This is a genomic window from Streptomyces vulcanius (assembly GCF_042653945.1).
In the GTDB taxonomy this organism is placed as follows: Bacteria; Actinomycetota; Actinomycetes; order Streptomycetales; family Streptomycetaceae; genus Streptomyces; species Streptomyces mangrovi.
This window is the reverse complement of record NZ_JBHSFK010000011.1, coordinates 204326-224539: the sequence shown is the minus strand read 5'-3', so window position 1 is coordinate 224539 and position 20214 is coordinate 204326. Positions and strand designations below refer to the sequence as shown.

At 70.5% G+C, this 20214-nt stretch carries 18 protein-coding genes and 1 pseudogene; 9 read left to right on the top strand and 10 right to left on the bottom strand.

Annotation, left to right across the window (positions count from 1 at the left end):
- Positions 1 to 96: 96 nt before the first annotated feature.
- A complete protein-coding gene (locus tag ACFPIH_RS19185) occupies positions 97 to 1062 on the top strand; it encodes a DUF1152 domain-containing protein (protein WP_381163399.1) in 966 nt (321 codons plus the stop codon).
- Positions 1063 to 1084: 22 nt separating this feature from the next.
- Here the strand turns inward: ACFPIH_RS19185 and ACFPIH_RS19180 are convergent, their stop codons facing one another.
- A complete protein-coding gene (locus ACFPIH_RS19180; protein ID WP_381163401.1) occupies positions 1085 to 2797 on the bottom strand; it encodes a protein kinase domain-containing protein in 1713 nt (570 codons plus the stop codon).
- 241 nt (positions 2798 to 3038) lie between these two features.
- Between ACFPIH_RS19180 and ACFPIH_RS19175 the strand changes: the two genes are divergently transcribed.
- Positions 3039 to 3605: a hypothetical protein gene (locus tag ACFPIH_RS19175; RefSeq protein WP_381163404.1), complete on the top strand. Its 567-nt coding sequence runs from the start codon at positions 3039 to 3041 to the stop codon at positions 3603 to 3605.
- A 10-nt stretch (positions 3606 to 3615) separates the two neighbouring features.
- On the opposite strand, the gene ACFPIH_RS19170 is transcribed toward ACFPIH_RS19175, so the two are convergent.
- Together ACFPIH_RS19170 and ACFPIH_RS19165 are read right to left on the bottom strand one after the other, a co-directional pair.
- Complete coding sequence (locus tag ACFPIH_RS19170; RefSeq protein ID WP_381163407.1) at positions 3616 to 4101, bottom strand: roadblock/LC7 domain-containing protein; 486 nt, start codon at positions 4099 to 4101, stop codon at positions 3616 to 3618.
- A 293-nt stretch (positions 4102 to 4394) separates the two neighbouring features.
- On the bottom strand, positions 4395 to 4853 hold the full coding sequence (locus ACFPIH_RS19165; protein ID WP_381163410.1) for a MarR family winged helix-turn-helix transcriptional regulator: 459 nt from the start codon (positions 4851 to 4853) through the stop codon (positions 4395 to 4397).
- 63 nt (positions 4854 to 4916) lie between these two features.
- On the opposite strand from ACFPIH_RS19165, the gene ACFPIH_RS19160 reads away from it, so the two are divergent.
- From ACFPIH_RS19160 to ACFPIH_RS19150, 3 genes and pseudogenes are all read left to right on the top strand, one after another.
- Positions 4917 to 5285, top strand: coding sequence for a VOC family protein (locus tag ACFPIH_RS19160; RefSeq protein WP_381163413.1), 369 nt, complete (start codon positions 4917 to 4919; stop codon positions 5283 to 5285).
- 84 nt (positions 5286 to 5369) lie between these two features.
- Positions 5370 to 5546: pseudogene (locus tag ACFPIH_RS19155) on the top strand (hypothetical protein); the annotation flags it as partial.
- Between the two features lie 38 nt (positions 5547 to 5584).
- Positions 5585 to 5842 carry a transposase gene (locus ACFPIH_RS19150; protein WP_381163416.1) on the top strand — a complete coding sequence of 86 codons (258 nt, stop codon included), beginning with the start codon at positions 5585 to 5587 and terminating at the stop codon, positions 5840 to 5842.
- Positions 5843 to 6067: 225 nt separating this feature from the next.
- Here ACFPIH_RS19150 and ACFPIH_RS19145 read toward each other — a convergent pair whose 3' ends face one another.
- From ACFPIH_RS19145 to ACFPIH_RS19115, 7 genes are read right to left on the bottom strand one after another with little or no spacing between them, the layout of a single operon-like run.
- Positions 6068 to 6943, bottom strand: coding sequence for a shikimate dehydrogenase (locus ACFPIH_RS19145; protein WP_381163418.1), 876 nt, complete (start codon positions 6941 to 6943; stop codon positions 6068 to 6070).
- Between the two features lie 15 nt (positions 6944 to 6958).
- Positions 6959 to 7702, bottom strand: a complete 744-nt coding sequence (locus ACFPIH_RS19140) for an ABC transporter ATP-binding protein (RefSeq protein ID WP_381163420.1) — start codon at positions 7700 to 7702, stop codon at positions 6959 to 6961.
- The gene (locus tag ACFPIH_RS19135; protein WP_381163423.1) at positions 7699 to 9570 is read right to left on the bottom strand and encodes a branched-chain amino acid ABC transporter ATP-binding protein/permease; all 1872 of its coding nucleotides are present in this window, start codon (positions 9568 to 9570) and stop codon (positions 7699 to 7701) included. Before ACFPIH_RS19135 ends, ACFPIH_RS19140 begins: the two co-directional genes overlap by 4 nt.
- The gene (locus ACFPIH_RS19130) at positions 9567 to 10436 is read right to left on the bottom strand and encodes a branched-chain amino acid ABC transporter permease (protein WP_381163426.1); all 870 of its coding nucleotides are present in this window, start codon (positions 10434 to 10436) and stop codon (positions 9567 to 9569) included. Before ACFPIH_RS19130 ends, ACFPIH_RS19135 begins: the two co-directional genes overlap by 4 nt.
- A gap of 30 nt (positions 10437 to 10466) precedes the next feature.
- Positions 10467 to 11630 carry an ABC transporter substrate-binding protein gene (locus ACFPIH_RS19125; RefSeq protein WP_381163429.1) on the bottom strand — a complete coding sequence of 388 codons (1164 nt, stop codon included), beginning with the start codon at positions 11628 to 11630 and terminating at the stop codon, positions 10467 to 10469.
- Between the two features lie 31 nt (positions 11631 to 11661).
- Positions 11662 to 13401, bottom strand: coding sequence for a thiamine pyrophosphate-binding protein (locus tag ACFPIH_RS19120; protein ID WP_381163432.1), 1740 nt, complete (start codon positions 13399 to 13401; stop codon positions 11662 to 11664).
- Entirely contained in the window at positions 13398 to 14903 is a 1506-nt protein-coding gene (locus tag ACFPIH_RS19115) for an aldehyde dehydrogenase family protein (RefSeq protein ID WP_381163435.1), read from the bottom strand. Before ACFPIH_RS19115 ends, ACFPIH_RS19120 begins: the two co-directional genes overlap by 4 nt.
- A gap of 154 nt (positions 14904 to 15057) precedes the next feature.
- Here ACFPIH_RS19115 and ACFPIH_RS19110 point away from each other — a divergent pair, with 154 nt between their 5' ends.
- From ACFPIH_RS19110 to ACFPIH_RS19095, 4 genes are all read left to right on the top strand, one after another.
- Entirely contained in the window at positions 15058 to 15831 is a 774-nt protein-coding gene (locus tag ACFPIH_RS19110; protein ID WP_381163438.1) for an IclR family transcriptional regulator, read from the top strand.
- A gap of 44 nt (positions 15832 to 15875) precedes the next feature.
- Complete coding sequence (locus ACFPIH_RS19105; protein WP_381163441.1) at positions 15876 to 17081, top strand: CaiB/BaiF CoA transferase family protein; 1206 nt, start codon at positions 15876 to 15878, stop codon at positions 17079 to 17081.
- Positions 17078 to 17899: a citryl-CoA lyase gene (locus ACFPIH_RS19100; protein WP_381163444.1), complete on the top strand. Its 822-nt coding sequence runs from the start codon at positions 17078 to 17080 to the stop codon at positions 17897 to 17899. The genes ACFPIH_RS19105 and ACFPIH_RS19100 overlap by 4 nt, the downstream gene beginning before the upstream one ends.
- A 152-nt stretch (positions 17900 to 18051) precedes the next feature.
- Complete coding sequence (locus tag ACFPIH_RS19095; RefSeq protein ID WP_381163447.1) at positions 18052 to 20208, top strand: outer membrane protein assembly factor BamB family protein; 2157 nt, start codon at positions 18052 to 18054, stop codon at positions 20206 to 20208.
- The last annotated feature ends 6 nt before the right edge of the window (positions 20209 to 20214 follow it).

Genomic DNA, 20214 nt, shown 5'->3' with positions numbered 1-20214 from the left:
CCGGTGGGGGGCTCTGCTCTGCCGAGCCCCCCACCTCCCCTCCCCCGCAAGGGAATTCACTGGGCGGCATGATCGTGGCGCTGCTAGCTTCCCGGGGTGTTCTCCCTCCATGAACCTCCCCTGTTCACCCGGCTGCGCGACGCGCGCCGGGTGCTCGTCGCCGGTGCGGGCGGCGGGTTCGACGTCTACGCGGGCCTTCCGCTCGCGCTGGCCCTGCGGTCGGCCGGCAAGGAAGTCCATCTGGCCAACCTCTCCTTCACCGAGCTGTACGGCCTGCCCACCGAGGTCTGGGCCGCACCGGACGTCGCCGTCGTACGCCCCGACACCCCGGCGCGCGGCGACTACTTCCCCGAGCACACCCTGGCCACCTGGCTGGCGGAGCACGACCAGCCCGACACGGTGTACGCCTTCCCCAGAGTCGGCGCGGGCCCCCTGCGGGACGCCTACCGGGCTCTCCTGGACCACCTGGGCGGGGTCGACGCGATCGTCCTGGTGGACGGCGGCACGGACATCCTGATGCGCGGCGACGAGCACGGACTCGGCACGCCCGAGGAGGACATGGCCAGCCTGGCCGCCGTGCACGCCCTCACCGACGTACCGCACCGGCTGGTGGCCTGCCTCGGCTTCGGCGTGGACGCCCATCACGGCGTCAACCACTCCCTGGTCCTGGAGAACCTGGCCGCGCTGGACCGCGAGGGCGCCTACCTGGGCGCGTTCTCGCTGCCGCGCGAGAGCCGCGAAGGGGCCCTGTACCTGGACGCGGTGGCCCACGCACAGGCGTCCACACCGAGCCATCCGAGCATCGTCAACGGCTCCGTCGCGGCCGCCGTACGCGGTGACTTCGGGGACGTGCGCTTCACCGACCGCACCCGGAACAGCGAGCTCTTCGTCAACCCGCTGATGGCCGTGTACTTCTGCGTGGACGCGGTGGGCCTGGCCCGCCGCAACCTCTATCTGGACCGCCTCACGGACACCGTCCTCATGCGCCAGATCAGCTCCCGCATAGAGGACTTCCGCGACGAACTCCCGCGCCTGCGACAACCTCGGGCGTTCCCTCACTGACCGCCGCCAGGTCCGTCGGACGTCAGCCGTCGTCGCGCGGGTGGGTCTCGATCACCTGCCCGTGCACGTCGGCCTCGAGGTAGGCACTGCCGTAGTCGTCGGACAGGTAGACGTTCAGCGTGGGCGGTGAGTCGAAGACGGTGGACGCCGGGGTGACGATCAGATAGCGGCTGGTCGGCTTCGCAATGCCCAGCGACTTCGTGGCCTTGGCGAGCAGGGCGGGCACCTTGTCCCAGTCGTAGGCGTTCAGGTCGACGGAGGTCCTTCCGCTCATCACCGTGCCGCCCGGCCCGTCCTTCACGGCCGTTTCCCCGCCCCGGTACATGTAGCGGTCGTACAGCTTCGGATGGCCGTCGACCGGCTTGTCGGCGATGGCGTACTCGGGGTACACGACCAGGCTCGTGACCTTCGTGTCGCCCATGGCGGCGGTCAGCTTCGCGACCGTCGTGCGGATGCCGGCCTCCGTCAGCAGGTCGAGCTTCGCCCCTTCCTCCGACGCCTGTCCGCCGGACGACGTGGCGGTCGCGGACCCCGAGGCGGTGGCGGAGGTGGAGGCCTTGGGGGCAGCCGCGCCGTCGCTGCCGCTCCCGGTGCCGTCGTGCGTCCCCGGCAGCAGCGTCCACACCAGGACGCCGGTCAGGGCGGTGCCGAGGGTCGCCCCGACGACGGCACCGGCCCGGGTGCGGCGGGGACGGGGGTGGGCGCCGGGTCCGGACGACGGGGCGGTCACATCGGCGGGGCCCGGCCAGGACGTGGCGGGGGCGGACGCGGGGACGGGGCCGTACGCAGGGGCGGGCGGTGCGAGCGCGTACGAGGTCGGCGCGGAGACGTCCTGCGGGGCGGCGCCGGCGGGCGGGACCTGTCGGGCCTGGCCGCCCACGGGCGGTTCCGGGGTCTCCCCCGTCACGGCCGCGAGTGCGCGGTCGACCTCCTCCGCGCCGGGGCGGGCCTGCGGATCGCGGACGAGGAGGGCCGTGAGGAGGCCGGTCAGCGGTCCGGCCTGCCGAGACGGTGGCACGTCCTCGCCGAGTACGGCGGCCAGCGTGGCGAGTGTGCTGGCGCGGCGCAGTGGATGCCGGCCCTCCACGGCGACGTACAGGAGCATCCCCAGGGACCACAGGTCGGCGGCCGGGCCGCCCTCCTTGCCGCTGACACGCTCCGGCGCCATGAAGTCGGGCGATCCGATGACGGCACCGGTGGCGGTGAGGCTCGTGGCCTCGCGCACGGCGGCGATGCCGAAGTCGGTGAGCACGGGCCGCCCGTCGGGGCGCAGCAGGACGTTGGCCGGTTTGACGTCACGGTGTTCGATGCCGACGGCGTGCGCGGCGCGCAGCGCGGACAGTACCTCGCGGCCCATGCGCGCGGCCTCCACCGGGCTCAACACGCCCCGCTGCAGGCGGTCCTGGAGCGAACCCCCGGTCACCAGCTCCATCACGATCCACGGATACGTGTTCTCGCCGCCGTCGACGATGTGGTGGATGGTGACGACGTTGGGGTGGTGCACGCGGGCCAGGGCGCGGGCCTCGCGCAGGACGCGCTCGCGAAGCGTGCGGGCGCCCTCCGGGTCGTACTCGGCCAGGGCAGGGTCCGGAGGGCGCACCTCCTTGACGGCGACGTCACGGTGGAGCGCGAGGTCGCGGGCCCGCCACACCCAGCCCATGCCTCCGCCGCCGAGCCGTTCGAGGAGTTCGAAGCGGCCGTCGACGACGCGTCTTTCAGGTTCCGCGGTGTTCATGGAGGGAGCTTAGAGGGCGCTCTGAGGCACGCCACCGCCGGTGGTGTGTCCCCCAGAGGGGGCACAGGGCGAATGGTCCGCCTGGTCACGGGCATGCTGTGAACGAGGTCACTTCCGACGACAGGTCGTGCCGGAACCGTCCGGACTCGTCGCCCTCCCCCCACGAAGGACATGTGCTTTGGCTCTTACGTACCCTGATGCCCCGTCAGCCCGACGCCCGGGCCGGTGCTGGACGATCCGGGTGGTCGGCCACCGCGACCGTACCGCCTCGGTCACCTGCTCGTCGGCGTGCGCGATGCCGCCCCGCTCCCGGGACCTCGGGGCCCTGCGCCGCTTCGCCGTGGCCCACGCGGCCGCACATGCCAGAGCTGCCGCGATCCATCCGGACGCCGCCTGCTGGTGCCGGCGCCAGCGGTGCGCGCTGCACGAGGGCACCCGGGTCAACTGCGCGGGCTCGGTGGTTCTCGTCCTGCGGCACGACCCGGCGGTCGGCCAGGTGTGGACGCTCACCGAGGTGTGCTCGGCCTGTGCCCCGCTGATGCCGCACGCGCGCGTGCTGAACCGTGCGGTGCCACCGCCGCCCCCTGCCCGCGGCCCGGACCGGGAGTCGTACGACCGCCCCGAACCGTCCGCCCCGCCGACGCCCCCGGCCGTGACCCCGCCCCGCCTGGTCCCCGGCGGATTCAGCGCCCCCTCGGGCGCGGGCCCGGGTCCAGGCCCCGGCCCCGGCCCGGATCGCGGGGCCACACGCCGCCGCACGGTGGGCAGGCGCCGAGGGCACGCGGATGCGGAGGGGGGCGGCGACTGAACCGGTCGGGTCAGGACTGGTGGCGCTGCGGTGGTATGCGGACGGGCAGGGCGCCCAGGATGCGGTCGCGGACCGTGGGTGCCGTGGCCGGTTCGCCGGAGGGGGAAGGCCGTTCGGCCTCGGTCCGGGCCGCCGCAACCAGTTCGGCGATACGTCCGCCGCTGCGCCGTCCCTCCAGGTGTAGGCGGCCGACGTTGGCGCGGTCGTCCGCGAGCAGTGTGAGCACGGCGGCGGGTCCCGCCGCGTACGTCGCGACATAGCCCTCCGCCCCGCGCACCAGCAGTTCCCGGAACTCGCCGCGGGCCGCGAGGTCAACCATGCGGCGCCCGACGCCGAGGGCGGCGGCGGTCAGCGCCGCCAGCGCCTCCCCTTCGACGTCCGGCATGTCCTGCGCGAGGACGAGACCGTCGGCGCTGGCCGCGAGCGCCCCGGTCAGCTGAGGCATGCGCGAACGCAGCCGGTGCAGTTCCTTGAGAACCTCGGCCTCGACGGCCATGACCGTGTCCTTTCGGCGCGCTGGCGGCGGGAGCGGTGCAAGTCGGTACTCCCGAGCCTACGGAAAGCACGGCGGCCTGGTGACGCCTTTGGCATTTTCCTTTGGAACATGCTGCGCCGCCGGGGGCCTGGCGGAGGCCGACCTCACTAGCTGCGTCTACGCAGGTCAAGGTCCATTTCCCCTCACGACGAGGGTGACCGGCATCGACGCACCGCGCGAAGCCCGAGTCCGCGTGTCACCACGCTCGGCTGCGCTCCTGTCCGGGCGCGGTGAGACGTGCGCCGAGGGACGAGCTATGCACCGTCGTTGCCATCGCGCAGGGAATGAATCATGCTCTGCAGGATCCGGAACGCGGCTGACTGCTCGGTCCCGGTCATGCCGGCCAGCATTCTGACCTCGACGGACCGGACCGCTACGGTCGCCTTCTCCAGGCTCCGTCGGCCGAGAGGCGTGAGCCGCGCGGGAAGGACCTTCCCGACGGGTGCCTCCGCGGGCCTGGTCACGTAGCCCTCTCGTTCCAGGGTCTGGAGCAGCACGTTCATCGACTGCCGTGTCACGAACGCGCCACGCGCGAGCTCGGAGTTCGACAGGCCCGGCCGTTGAGCCAGCAGTTCGAGGCAGGAGTAGTGCGTCACGCTCATCCCCAGTGGCCGCAGCACCTCCTCCATGGCTGCGCGCAGGGCGCTCGAAGCCTCTTTCAGCAGGTAGCCCAGTGATTTGTCCAGGTCGACGCCGGCACCGTTTTGACTCATGTCAGTATTCTGACATACCTTGACCTGTGTCAGGAATCTGACACGAAGAGAAGGAGCATCATCATGCCCGCCACCGGCCCCGACTTCATCTCGCTCCAGACGCGCGACCTCGACGCTTCGCAGGCGTTCTACGAGCAGTACCTCGGCCTCGTCCGCTCGCAGGCCGGACCTCCGCACGCCGTCGTCTTCGAGACGAAGCCGATCGCGTTCGCACTCCGCGACATCGTTCCCGGCACCGATCTCGCATCCGTCGCCCAACCCGGCATCGGTACCGCGGTCTGGCTCCACGCCACCGACGTCCAGGCCATCCACGACGCTCTCGCCACCGACGGTCACACCATCGTCTCCGCACCGATCGACGGCCCCTTCGGCCGGACATTCACCTTCGCCGACCCCGACGGCTACCAAGTCACTCTCCACGACCGCGCCTGACAAGCCCAAGACCGCCGGCCGCGCCCGAGGCGCGAGAATCCGGGCGACAGGCTGCTCAACTGTCAGGGCACGAACGGCAGGTACATGCCGCTGCCACCACCCGGAACGTGTTCGGCGGTATCCCTCGGACATGACGGACGCGGAGTGGGCCGTGGTCCGGCCGCTGCTGCCGGTGCCGGCTGGATGCGCGGCCGGGGAGGCCGGCCGGAGGTGTACTGCCGCCGGGCGATACCCGATGCGATCCGCTGCCTCGTCGACAATGGCATCAAGTGGCGGGCGATGCCGGTGTACTTCCCGCCGTGGGACCGGGTTTACGCGTTTTCCGCCGCCGGCGCGACCATGCCCTGGTCAGAGGGTTCAACGACCGGTTGCGCGCCGGGGTCGGCGAGAGGCTGGGCCCCGACGCGGAGCCGAGTGCGGGTGTGATCGACTCGCAGTCCGTCAAGGCGGACGCCGTCGTCGGTGCGGACAGCCGTGGCTTCGACGGCGGGAAGCTGGTCAATGGCCGCAAGCGGCACGTCGTGGTCGACACGCTCGGCCTGCTGCCGGGGTGGTGATGACCGCGGCGGACACCGGCGACCGCCTCGCCCTGGTATGGGCCGACGGCGGCTGCACCGGCAGCCTCGTCGAGTACTGCCTGGCCACGCTCGCTCTGTTCCAAGGGGTCTTGCGGCCGGGCCGCCGACCCGAGTGTCCTCCGCAAGCGTGAGGCGCAGAGCAATGACTCGGCGTGTTTCTGCACCCGGATCTCGGTGCGGGCGAGGAGCGGTCGCCGCCGTTCCTCATTCCAAATCGGCCAGCTCCGCGGCGTGGGCAAGCATCCGCGAGCGGTCCGGTTCTCGTCCAGTGAAGAGCTGGAAGGCATCGGCGGCCTGGAAGACGACCATGCCGACACCGTTGAGTGCGGTGCAGCCACGGGCCCGTGCGATGCGTAGCAGCTCGGTCTCGAGCGGCTGGTACACCACATCGACGATCCACAGGTCGGGGTGCAGCAGGTCGGCCGGCAACGGAAGTCCGGGGTGAGTGGACATTCCGGTGGGGGTGGCGTGGACGAGGCCGTCGGCTCGGGCCATCAGGGCTGGGAGGTCGTTTGGAGCGGCGACGGTCGCCCGGTCGTCGCCGAACCGCCGGTTCAGGGAGGTGGCGAGTGCCACCGCGCGGTCCGTCAGCGGGTCGACGACGGCAAGGTGCCCGGTGCCCTGAGTAAGCAGGGCGTGCGCGACGGCCGCCCCCGCTCCCCCGGCGCCGAGTTGCACCACGCGCTTCCGCGGGGCGTCCGCGAGTTCCCGGTCGAGGGAGGCGGCGAAGCCGGTGACGTCTGTGTTGTGTCCTACGGCCCGGGCGCTCCTGCCCTCGCCTTCGAAGACGACGGTGTTGACCGCGCCGACCGCCTCGGCCTGCGGGGTGAGTTCGTCAAGGCACTCGATGACGAGTTGTTTGCAGGGGTGTGTGATGTTGAGGCCGCGGTAGCCCATGCCCTTGGCCGCGCCCACCAGTTCACCGACCTTGTCGGGCTCGGCGCCGATGCGGTCGAGATCGATCAGGCGGTAGAGGTAGCGCAGGCCGTGCCGGTCCGCCTCCCGTTCGTGGAGCATGGGGCTGAACGAGGTGCCTATGCCGGAGCCGATCAGGCCGATGAGATACGAGTCCTGGGTCATCGCCGCGCGCACCGTTCACAGTCCCAGGTAGATCTGGCGGACGCGGGTGTCGCGGCTGAGTTCCTCGGAGGTTCCCGTCATGGCGACGTTCCCGTTCTCCATGACGAGGCAGTGACTGGTCGCGCCGAAGGTCAGCTTGGCGTTCTGCTCGACCAGGAGCATGCTCAGTCCTTCTTCCCGCAGCCGCCGCAGGGTGTCGAGGATGAAGCCGACGAGTTTGGGTGACAGGCCCATCGACGGTTCGTCGAGGAGGAGAAGTCGCGGCCTGGCCATCAGGGCGCGGCCGATCGCGAGCATCTGCTGCTGTCCTCCGGAGAGGGCGCCGGCCAGTCGTCCGCTCATCTCCCCCAGTACCGGGAAGAGTTCGTGCACCTCGTCGAGCGTGGCTCGGGTCTCGTCGTCCCAGCGCCGCGCGTAGGCGCCGAGGAGCAGGTTCTTCTCCACGGTCAGGCCGGGGAAGACATGCCGGCCCTCCGGTACGTAGCCGATGCCGTGTCTCACCATGTCGCGGGCCTTGACCCGCGTCAGGTCGCGTTCGCCGAGCGTGACGCGTCCGCCGCTGCGCGGGACCAGGCCCATCAGAGCCTTGAGTGTGGAGGTCTTGCCCGCGCCGTTGGCGCCGATGATGCCGACGGAGGCGCCCGGCTCCACGCTGAAGCCGATCGCGCGGACCGCGCACACGCCGCCGTAGTGCACGGACAGGTCCTCGACGGTGAGTGTGGCGGCGGTTTCGGTACGGGAGGCGGGGAGCGTCCTCACTGGGTTGCCTCCTTCGAAGCGGGGGCCGGCGTCGGGGCAGGGGATGGGTCCGGGCCGGAGTCCTGAGCAGCGTCCGGGTCCGGAAGCGGAACGTCCGCCATCACGGAGTCACCCAGATACGCCTCGATCACCTCGGGTGCCGCGACCACTTCGGCCGGTGTGCCCTCCGCGATGATTCCGCCGCTGGAGAGCACCGTGACGTGCTCGCACAGCGACATGACCAGGCCCATGTTGTGCTCGATCAGGACGACGGTGGTGCCGCTGTCGCGGATGGAGCGCACGATGTCGGCGAGCTGCTGCACCTCTTCTCCGTTGAGCCCGGCCGCCGGTTCGTCGAGCAGCAGCAGACGGGGCCGGGCAGCCATCGCGCGGGCGATCTCGATGCGCCGCTGGATGCCGTACGGGAGTGCACCGGGCGCGGCTTCCGCGAAGTCGGTGAGCCCGAAGCGTTCCAGGAGTTCCTGGGCCTGCCGGCGTAGCTCTCGCTCGCGGCGTATCACCCCGGGCTGCCACAGCGCGTACTGCCAGACCTTGTGTGTACGGGTTCGGTCCAGGGCGACGAGGATGTTCTCGCGGACCGTCAACTGCTGGAACAGGCGCAGGTTCTGGAACGTGCGGGCCAGGCCCAGGAGGGAGAGGGCGTACGGGCGGGTGGTCGTCGTGTCGCGGCCGACGAACCGCACCTTCCCCGAACTCGCCCTGTAGAAGCCGCTGATGACGTTGAACAGGGTGGTCTTGCCCGAGCCGTTCGGGCCGACGATGCCGCGGATCTCGCCTGCCGCGACCGTGAGGGAGACATCGTCCAGGGCGCGCAGGCCACGGAAGTCCTTGGTGACGGACCGGATTTCGAGCAGCGGCTCACCCGAAGCGGCGGGGGTGGCAACAGTCTCGTACGGCTGGAAGGGACGCAACTCCGCCCGGTCGGCGGCGCGACCGCTCCGGCTGCGCACGAACTCCCTTGCCCGGGACGGGATTCCGGCGAGTCCGGTGGGCGCGAAGACGACCATCAGGACGACCACCACGCCGTATCCCAGCTGCGCGTACGTCGAGAAGTCGGACAGCCACTCGCGGATGAGGGTCAGCCCGACCGCGCCGACCACGCAGCCGACCAGGGAACGCCGGCCACCGATGATGACCATGGCGAGCAGGATGAACATGTTGGCGATGGAGAAGGTCTCCGGGGCGACGTAGCGGATGAGGCCCGCGTACAGGACGCCGGCCAGCCCCCCGTACAGACCGGCGAGGACGAAGGCGGTCATGCGCAGGAGCGGGATCTCGGCGCCCGTCGCGCCGGCCGCGAGGGAGTCGTCGCGCATCGCGCGCAGGCGTCGGCCCAGGGACGTACGGACGACGAACAGTCCGAAGCCGAGACCGAGGGCGCAGACCATCAACTCCAGGTAGTAGTAGAGGTATTCGCTGGAGAGGTCGATGCCCGGGAGCGTGGGCAGGGGGATGCCGGAGATACCGTCGGCGCCTCCGGAGATCGAGGCGTTGGTGATCCAGTTGATGAAGCCGAGTGCCAGGCCGAGGGTGACGATGCCCAGGTAGTGGGACTGCATGCGCAGGGCGGGGATGCCGACGAGCAGGCCGGTCGCCACCGTCGCGAGCAGTGCGAGTACGGCCGCCGCCCAGAATCCGTATCCGGAGTGCGTGGTGAGGATCGCCAGGGTGTACGCGCCGACGCCGAAGAAGGCGACCTGGGCGAGGTTGATCTGTCCGGAGACACCCATCGCGAGCCCCATGCCGATGGCCAACAGGGCGTAGATGATGGCGATGTTGACGACATGGATGGAGTAACTGCCCAGTCCGTAGGGCAGGATCCAGGCCGCCACGGCCAGGGCGCCGAGCGAACCGATACGGAACTTCACGCGCGGCTCACCGTCCTCTCCCCGAAGACGCCCGTCGGGCGGATCATGATGGCGACGGTGAAGACCAGGAAGGTCACGAGCACCGAATAGCCCTGGAAGTGGCCCGCCGCGTAGGAGTCGAGGACGCCGATCGCGAGGCCGCCGACGACGGCTCCGGGGATGGATCCGAAGCCGCCCAGCATCGCGGCGGCGAAGCCCTTGATGCCGAGGGCGCCGCCGAGCGAGGCGTCGACGTACAGCATGGGGCCGACGAGGCCGCCGGCGAGGGCGGCGAGGCCCGCGCCGATGGAGAAGGCGAGGGCGTTGCTGCGGCCGACGTCGATGCCGACGGCGGTGGCCGCCTCGTGGTCCATGGCGACGGCCTGCATGGCGGCGCCGCGCTTGGTGCGGGCCAGGAACCAGGCGAGGCCGATCACGGCGAGTGCGGCGACGCCCATGACCAGGAGGTCGTACGTGCGTACCCGGATCCCGAACAGGTCGAGTGGGGCGGCCCGGACGGGCGAGGGAACCGCTCGTCCGGTGGTGCCCCAGATCAGGATGGCGACGGCCTGGAGGACGATGCCGAAGCCGATGGTGCCGATGAGCATCAGGTCGAAGTCCTTGTTCTCCAGCGGGCGCAGGACCCGCTCGATGACCAGACCGATGGCGCCGGTGACGACGATCGCCACGAGCATGGCGACGGCGAACGGCAGCTTGGACGTCAGATAGAAGGTGGAGGCCGCGTAGGCGCCGATCATGGCGATGTCGGCGTGCGCGAAGTTGACCAGGCCCATGGTGCGGTAGACGAGGGAGAACCCCATGGCGACCAGGGCGTAGACCGCCCCCAGGCTCAAGCCTCCGACGAGTGTCTGCAGTGTCTCTTGCACGGCGTGCTCCCGTTGCCGGATGCCGGATGCCTACTGCTGCGCGACGAGCTTGCCGTCGCGGATGACACCTATGGTGGTCTTGGTGATGCCGACCCCCGTGTCGTCGTAGGCGAAGTCGCCGAGCAGGCCCTTGTACGCGGTGGCGCGGATGGCGTCGGCGAGGTCCTGGCCGGTGGCGGCCTTGCTGGTCTTGAGGGCGGTCAGCAGGATGTTCGCCCCGTCGTACGCCTTGGCTCCGTGCAGTTCGGCGTCCTTGCCGTACGCGGCCTTGTAGGCGGCGGCGAACTTCTTCGAGGCGTCGCTCGTGTCGTTGCTCAGATAGGGCGAGCTGACGATGGTGCCCTCGACGGCGGCCTTGCCCGCGGTGTCGATGAAGACGGGGGTGCCCTGCGGTGCGGCGCCCGCGAAGGGTGCGGTGATGCCTAGGTCCCGGGCCTGTTTCACGATCAGGCCGGCCTCGACCTCCTCCGAGCCGATGAAGACGACCTGGGGCTTCTTGGAGCGGATCTTCGTGAGCGCGGCGCTGAAGTCCTTCTGGTCGGTGGTGACCACCTGATCGGTCGACGGCGAAACGCCGAGCCCCTTGGCGGCCTTGAGGAAGGCGTCGTGCTCGCCCGTCCCGAAAGAGCCGTTGTTCGTGATCATCGCGATCTTCTTGTAGCCCTTGTCCTTGATCAGGTACTGGGCGAGTGTCGAGTCGTAGGTGGTGCTGGTCGGCCCGTTGAGGAAGAGGTACGGGCTGTTCAGCGCGACCAGGCCGTCGGACTGGCCGGAGGTGATGTTGGGTATCTTCGCCTGCTGGAGCACCGGCGCCATGGCGATGGTCACCGCGCTCTCCGCCGTACCGAGCATGGCGACGTACTTCTCGCTGGCGAGCTTGCGGGCGATGTTGGTGCCGGCGGTCGGGTCGCCCTGGTCGTCGAAGAGCTTCAGCTGGATCTTGCGGCCGTCGATGCCGCCCTTCTTGTTCCACTCGTCGACGGCGAGCTTGGCCCCCTTGTACTCCCAGTCGCCCAGCGAACTGAGCTGCCCGCTCTGCGCGTCCACGACGGCGATCTTGATGGGACCCGAGGAGGCCTTGCTGTCGCTGCTGGAGTCTCCGGGCGCGCTGCACGCGGCGAGGGCCACGGTCAGTACGACCGCCGTGCAGGCGGTGGCGGAGGTCGTGGTGAGTGGTCGTGGGATGCGGCTCATGGAGGTCACCTCGTCCTGGGAGAAGGGCAGTTCAGTCGGTGAAGGACCCGCGGTAGATGTCCTTGATGTTCCAGTGGCCGGGCGTCGGCACGGGTTCGTTGACCATCGGTACGTCGATGACGGCGGGACGGCGCCGCACGATCGCGTCGGCGAGGGCTTTGGAGAGATCGGCGGGGTCGGCGACGGTGTATCCGTCGGCGCCGCAGGACCGGCCGAGCGCCGCGAAGTCCGGGCTGTACGGCCGGCCTTCGGCGTCCGTGAACTCGCAGCCGTAGGACCGTCCGAACGACGCGGTCTGAAGGTCGGCGATGGTGCCGTGGGCCCGGTTGTTCATCACCACGAAGACGACGGGCAGCCCCTGCTCGACGGCCATCGGTACCGCGGGCAGCTGTGCGCTCATGCCGCCGTCACCGATCAGCGCGACCACCACGCGCTCCGGCTGGGCGATCTGCACCCCGACCGCCGCCGCCGGTCCGAAGCCCATGGTCGAGGCTCCACCCGGGGTGATGAACCCCCCGCCTTCGGGGAGTTCGTAGCATTGGGCAACGCCGTTCTTGTTCCAGCCGACGTCGGTGACGAGCACCGCGTCGTCGGGCAGCGCGTCACGCAGGTCTCTGAGGATGCGTTGCGGACGCAGCGGGAAGTCGTCGCTGCGCCCGTCCTCGCGAGCGGTGTCGAAGACGGTCCGGCGGGCAGCGCCGATGGTCTCGCGCAGGCCCTCCCTCACCAGGGGCTCGGGCCTGGCCCCCTGCACGGCGGCTCCGATGGCCCGTACCGCGTCACCCACATCGGCTACGGCACCGATCTCGACGGGGTAGTTGCGGCCGATCTCGGCGGGGTCGATGTCGATCTGGAGGAGGCGACTGGGCGGGAAGTTCCATGTGTACGCCGGATCCCAGGAGCTGGCGTCGGTCTCCGCGAACCGGGTCGCCAGGGCGAGGACCACATCGGCGCCCTTGGTGTATTCGTGCGTCGTCTCCAGGCCCCAGAAGCCGGGCATGCCGAGCAGCAGCGGATGGCTGTCGGGCAGGACGCCCTTGCCCATCAGGGAATGCGCGAGCGGGATGTCGAGATGCTCGGCGAGGTCCGACAGGGCGTGGCGGACGGCGGGTTCGCGCAGACCCCCACCGAAGTAGATCAGGGGGCGTTCGGCGTTCAGCAGCGCCTGGGCGATGCGTTCGGCGGTGGCCCGGTCGAGAGCGGGGAGCGCGGAGTTTCCGGGCAGGGGGTACTCCCCCGCGTACTCCTCGACCTGCCGACTCCACAGGTCCATCGGTACGTTGACGAGTACGGCCCCTGGCCGGCCGGACGTCGCGGTCCAGAACGCCCGTTCCGTGGTGCGGGCCAGGTCGTGGACGCGGTGGACGTGCCAGGCGCGTTTGGTGAACGGGCGGTAGATCGCGGTCTGGTCGGCGTCCGCGTGGAGGTTGACCTCCTGGTGCGGGTGGCGGCCGTAGTAGTAGGAGGGGATGTCGCCGGAGATGACGATCAGCGGGATCGAGTCGAGAGCGGCGGTGGCGACGCCGGTGACCGCGTTCATCATGCCGGGGCCGACGTGGGTGAGCAGTACGCCGGGTTTCCCGGACGCGCGGGCGTAGCCGTCGGCGGCGTGGGCGGCGGCCTGTTCGTGGCGGGCGATCACGAACTCGATCGAGCTGGGGCCGAGCGCGTCCAGCAGGGCGATGTTGGTGTGGCCGCAGGTGCCGAAGACGAACTCGACTCCGTACGACTCCAGTTGGCCGACCAGGGCTTCGGCGGCGGGGACGGTCATGCGCCGGTCCCTTCGTCCGCGGTGCTCGCGTCGCCCCAGACGGACAGACCGCGGAGCATAAGGGTCTTGACGACCGTGTAGTCGTCGATCATCGAGCGGGGGGTCTCCCGTCCGAAGCCGGAGTCCTTGACCCCGCCGAAGGGGACATGGTCGAGGCGGTAGTTGGAGCTGCCGCCCGCGATCAGCGCACCGGTCTGCAGCTCGCGCCAGGCGGTGATGATGCGGCCCATGTCGCGGGTGAACAGGCCCGCCTGGAGGCCGTAGCGGCTGGCGTTGCAGGCCTCGATGACCGCGTCGAAGTCGTCGTACGGGAGCACCGTGACCAGTGCTCCGAAGACTTCGTGGACGACGACCGAGGCGGACTCGGGTGGTCCGGCGACGATGGTGGGCGCGGCGGTGGCGCCGTTGCGGGTGCCGCCGCGCAGCACCCGGGCGCCGGAGGCGGCGGCTTCGGCGGACCAGCTCACGACGCGTTCGGCGGCGTCGTCGTCGACCATCGAGCCCACGTCCGTGGCCGGGTCGAGCGGGTCGCCGACCTTCAGGGTGTCGACGGCGGCGGCGAAGGCTTCGAGGAAGGCGTCGTAGCGGGAGCGGTGGACGTAGACGCGCTGGACGGAGATGCAGCTCTGACCGGAGTTGCTGTATCCGGTGCGGGCGCACTCCTTGGCGGCCTGCGCGATGTCGGCGTCCTCGCAGACGATCGTGGCGGCGTTCCCGCCGAGTTCGAGGACGAGGCGCTTGGCCCCGGCGGCGCGCGCCACGGCCCGGCCGGTCTCCGCGCTGCCGGTGAAGCTGATGACGGCGACCTCGTCGGCCGCGCACAACAGCGCGCCGACCTCGGCGCCGCCGTGCAGCAACTGCACGGCCTGCGGGGGCAGTCCGGACTCCAGGAGCAGCGCCACGATGGCGGCGGTGGCGGCCGGTGCCTGGGGCGGGGCCTTGACGAGAGTGGTGTTGCCCGCGGCGAAGGAGGCGCCGAGTTTGTGGGCGAGCAGGTTGGCGGGTGCGTTGAACGGAGTGATGGCGAGGGCTACTCCGGCCGGCGCTCGGTAGGTGAGGGCGGTGTTGCCGATACCGCGCGACCAGCCCGCGACGGGCAGGTTCTCGCCGCCGATGTGCCGGGCCTCGGACGCGCACACCGCGAAGGTGTCCGCCACCCGGTCGATCTCCCCACGCCCGTCCTTGACCGGTTTGCCCAGCTCCAGGGCGAGCAGCCGGGCCAGGTCTTCGCGGTGGGCCGAGGCGGCTCGGGATGCCCGGTCCAGGATGTCGGCGCGCACGGCGGGGGCGAGCCGGGCCACGGCACGGGCCGAGGAGCGGGCGTAGGCGAGGGCTCGGGACACCTCCTCACCGGTCGCGATGGTCGTACGGCTGACAACCCGGCGCAGATACGGGCCTGTTCGGGTGGCGACGGGACCGTCACCACCCCACTGACCCGCGATGTAGGAGGGCGCCTCGACCACCGTCGCGTCCGCGCCGGCTTTGAGGAGTGAATCCAGCATGAGACCTCCGAGAGAACCGCTCAGTGGTACCGGTGGACTGCTCTGTGGGTCGGCGTGTAACGTACGGGCGCCAACTCGCGGTGGCAAGAGGACAGTTCGAGGAAGTTTCCGAGGGCGGTCCGTGGGGGCGGCCCGGCACAGAGGGAGAAGTCGCGTGGACGGGACCGAGCAGGAGCAGGCGGCCGGGGTGCGCAGTGTGCGCAGGGCCCTGGACATCCTCGGGCTACTGACCGAAGATCGGCCGACGGTCACGCTGAGGGAGATCGTGGACGCCACGGGCCTGGCCAAGACCACGGCGGTCCGCCTGGTGCAGACCCTCGAACAGTGCGGTCTGCTCTGGGACACCCCGGCCGGCTACACCGCGGGCCCCGGCCTGTGGCGCTGGGCCCACCTGGCCCACACCAGCTGGGAACTCCCTCGCCAGACACGCAAGTTGATGCGCGAGTTGGCCGAGGAACAGCAGGAGACGGTCAACCTCTTCATGCTGCGTGGCCTGGCCCGGGTCTGTGTCGCGCAGCAGGAGAGCCCCCAGCCTCTGCGCCACGTGGTGCGGGTCGGCGACGAACTCCCGCTGTGGGCGGGCGCCTCGTCCAAGATCCTGCTGCGTACGGCGTCGGACAGCCTGCTGCGGCGGATCGCACTGGACTCACCGCACGGCGAGGGACACGCCCGGCAGCTGCGGGTGTGGGCGGACCTGGCGGCGGAGCGCGGCTTCGCGGTCAGCCGGGGTGAGCGCGACGAGGGGCTGACGGCCGTGGCCGTGCCGGTCGTCGGGCGCACCGGGACCGTGGTCGCCGCGCTGTCGCTCAGCGGCCCCAGCCACCGTTTCCCCGAGGCCGTCGTGGAGCGGTTCGCCGACGCGCTCGCCGCCGTCTCCCGGCAGATGTCGGAGCAGGGGTTCGACCATCCGCTCAGTCCGACGAAGTAGCCCCCCAGTGAATCCATCGCAGAAACCTCAGAAGGAGCCGGTGCATGCCCGAACGACCGCTCTCAGGAATCCGCGTACTCGATCTCACCAATGTGCTCGCAGGTCCGTACTGCAGTTACCACCTCATGCTGCTCGGCGCCGAGGTCGTCAAGGTCGAGCAGCCGGGCAGGGGCGATCTCGCCCGCAGCCTCGGCCCCGACCCGGAACTCAACCGGGCCGGTATCGGCGCCTCCTTCCTCGCCCAGAACGCCGGCAAGAAATCCCTCGCCCTCGATCTCAAGGACCCTGCCGACCGGGCCGACTTCGAGGATCTGGTCCGCGGCGCCGACGTCCTGTTGGACAACTTCCGGGCCGGGGTGCTGGCCCGGATGGGGTACGGCGCCGCCCGGCTCGGTGAGCTCAACCCGCGTCTGGTGAGCTGTGCGATCACCGGCTTCGGGCAGTCCGGGCCGATGAGCACCGCCCCCGCCTACGACCAGATCATCCAGGGACTGTCCGGGATGATGAGCATCACCGGCACCACCGACACCGCCCCTCTCCGGGTGGGCTTCCCGGTCTGCGACTCGCTCGGCGGACTCGGCGCGGCCCTCGCGATCAGCGCGGCGCTGCTCGGCAGGGAGAGGACCGGGCGGGGCGTACGCCTGGACGTCTCCATGCTGGAGGTCTCCCTCTCCGCGATGGGCTGGGCCGTCTCCAACTACCTTGTCAGCGGGGTTGATCCGGAGCCGATGGGCGACCAGAACGCCACCGCCGCGCCTTCGGGAACCTTCGAGACCGCGGACGGCGGCCTGAACATCGCGGCCAACCGGCAGGAGCAGTTCGTCACGCTCTGCCGACTCGCCGGGCTGCCGGGGCTGGTCGAAGATCCGCGGTTCGCCGAGCGAGAGGCACGCAAGCGGCACCGCACCGAGCTCAACACCGAACTCAACGCGGCGCTGCGCCGGAAGACCGCCATGGAGTGGGAGGAGATCCTTTCCTCGGCCGGGGTCCCGGCGGCCCGGGTCCTGACGGTTCCCGAGGCCGTGGAGCTCGAACAGCTCGCGCACCGGGGTTTCTTCACCGACCTGCCCTACCCGGACGGCTCGGACCGCACCCTGCGGGTCAGCGGCAACGGCGTCCTCGTGGACGGCGAGCCCCTCCCCCCGGCCTCCCCACCGCCGCTGCTCGACCAGCACGGCGAGGAACGCACCACGCTCATCGCCCGCTGGCGGGCACACGGCCGTACGGCCGCCGAAGCGCCGGCCTCATGACCACCGGGCCGCAGGACGGCCTGGTCGCCCAGTGGTGGGCCACCGCCGTCAGCCGGATCGAACCCGGCATCATCGAACTGCGCGAGCACCCCGTCCAGGATCTGATCGGCACCACGACCTTCGTCGAGATGATCTGGCTCTTGCTCCGCGGTGAACTCCCCCGCCCCGAACAGGCGACACTCCTGGAAGCGGCCCTGGTGGCGGGTGTCGACCACGGCCCGCAGGCGCCCTCGATCGCCGCCGCCCGGATGGCCGCCACCTGCGGGGTCGGCCTCAACAGCGCGGTGGCCACCGGAGTGAACATGCTGGGCGACGTGCACGGCGGTGCCGGTCAGCAGTGCGTGGAGCTGCTCGACGAGATCACCCGACAACACGACCAGGACGGCGAGTTCGAACTCACCGTGGCCAAGGTGGTCGGCAAGTGGCGGGCCCGGTCACGCTACCTACCCGGTTTCGGCCACCGCTTCCACCCCCGCGACCCGCGCCGTGACCCCCTGCTCGCCCTGGTGGACCGTGCCGTGGCGGACGGGCTCGTCGAGGGCTCCCACCTGCGGGCGGCCCGCGCCGTCGAGACGTATCTCAATCGCGGCCGCGAGGGAAAGAAGCCCGTACCCATGAACATCGACGGTGCCACCGCCGTCATCTACGCCGAGCTGGGCTTCGCCGCGCCACTGGCCCGAGGCCTCTTCGTGCTCAGCCGCAGCGTCGGCATCCTCGCACACGCCTGGGAGGAGACCGGGCAGGGCCGGCGCAACAAGAGCCCCATGCCGCCCTCCATGGTCCCGGTCCACCTGGTGGTACCAACTCCGCTCGTCTAGCCCCTGGTTGGCTCTCGCTCCACGAAAACCCTCTGCAGCATGTCTTGTCACGCGCGTACGTCGTCCCTAACGTGACGCTCCATCACGCGAACCCACTCTGTGGATTCTATGAACCATCTGGTGGACCTTGATCGAATCGAGGGAACTCAACGATGGAAAGACGCTCCTTTCTCCTGACGGCCGCGGCGGGCGGCGCGGCCACGGTCTCCGCCCTGTCCTCCACGGCCGAGGCCTCCTCCGGCTCCCCCGGACTGGCGCTCCCGGTACCACCGCAGTCCGCCGCACTCGGCACCACGGGCATCAACTGGCCCAAGGTGGGGGGCAATTACGGAAACCAGAACCACTCCGCGCTCCGCGACCTCACCCCGAAGAACGTCAAGAAGCTCGGCGGTGCCTGGCACGTCAACCTGGAGGGCGGTTCGACCTCCGCGTACCAGCAGTGCACGATCGTCGTGCAGGACGGTGTGCTGTACGTCGAGACCACCCAGCAGAACGTCTTCGCCGTCAACGGCCGTACGGGCGAGGTCATATGGAAGACGAACCTCGGCACCGAGACCACCAACATGCGCGGCGTCGCCGTGGCCGAGGGCAAGGTCTTCACCATCTCGGGCGCCAACATCGTGTACGCCCTCGACCGGAGGACCGGCGCGATCGTCTGGCAGAAGCCGCTGATCGTCGACGACAACGGCGGTGACGACGGCTGCGACAACGACAGCGGTCAGTGCGGCGGCAACAGTGGCGGCCTCGCGGGCGCGGTCGTCCACTTCGACGGCCTGATCTACATCGGCACCGAGGGCTCGACGGCCGGTGCGCGCGGCCGGGGCTACGCGCTCGACGCGAAGACCGGTGACGTCGTCTGGACGTTCTGGGGGCCGCCGGGGCCCGGTGAGTTCGGGCACGACACCTGGGAGGGCGACTCCTGGAAGACCGGCGGCGCGGTCCCCTGGATCCATCCGGCCGTGGACCCCGAACTCGGCCTGGTCTACTGGACGTTCGGCAACCCGTATCCGCGTACGGACGGCTCCTCGCGCGGCGGCGACAACCTCTTCGCCAACTCGATCGTCGCCATCGACGCCAAGACCGGCAAACGGCGGTGGCACTTCCAGTCCGTCCACCACGACATCTGGGACGCCGACAACGTCATGGCGCCGGTCCTGGCCGACCTCCTCATCGACGGCAGGAGGCGTAAGGTCGTCGTCTACGGCTCCAAGACCTGCTGGTTCTACATCCTGGACCGGCGCACCGGCGAGGCCGTCCACGGCATGGAGGAGCGCGCGGTCCCCCAGCAGGCCGAGCAGAAGACCTCGCCGACCCAGCCGTTCCCCGGCGGCGAGCCGTTCACGGAGCCGTTCCCACGCCTCGACAAGACGACCCGCCCGGTGCCGTTCTACCCCGTCGGCGGTCTCTACTCGGTGTTCTGGGACCGGGCCACGATCATCTTCCCGGGCGCGGGCGGTGGCGGGGACTGGGGGTTCCCGTCCTTCAGCCCGAAGACCGGGTACGTCTACATCGGCTACGGCCTGGTCAACTCCTCCTACTCCAACACGCACGGCGGCCGGGTCAACACCGCTCGCGCGCTTGGGGAGTTGTTCGGCGGCGGGCTGGTAGCCATGGACCCACGGACCAACACCGTCGCCTGGCGGAAGGAGGGCGACTGGTCCCTCGCCCACGGCAACGGCATCCTCACCACCGCGGGCCGGCTGCTCTTCCAGGGCCGTCCGGACGGCGTCCTCGAAGCGATGGACGACACCAGCGGCGCGACCCTGTGGACCTGGCAGTGCGGCGCCGGGGTCAACACCATCCCCGTCTCGTACGAGATCGACGGCGAGCAGTACGTGGCCGTGCTCGCCGGGGGCAACGGGCTGCCCTTCCCCGACATCCCCAAGGGCGACCACCTGTGGGCGTTCAAGCTCGGCGGCAAGGTCGCACCCGCCCCCGCACCCACCCCACCCTCCCGCCGCAACCAGATCCGCACCGCCGCCGTGACCGGCGCGACGGCGCACAACACCGTCACGCTCGGCCGCATCTGGAGCACCGGCACCAACTCCCCCGGCGCCACCGAGAACACGGTCGCCCAGAACGCCATGGCGCCCCAACACCTCACCGTCCCCGTCGGCACCGAGGTCACCTTCACCAACCCCGCCGACAACAAGCAGGCGCACGGAGCGGCGGCGTTCTTCGACGCCGAGTTCGACACCGGACTGCTGATGCCGGGCCAGTCGTACACGCACACCTTCGCCAAGGCCGGCGAGTACTTCTACAACGACCCGGCCTTTCCGCAGTCCACCGGCAAGATCGTCGTCCAGTGAGAGGGC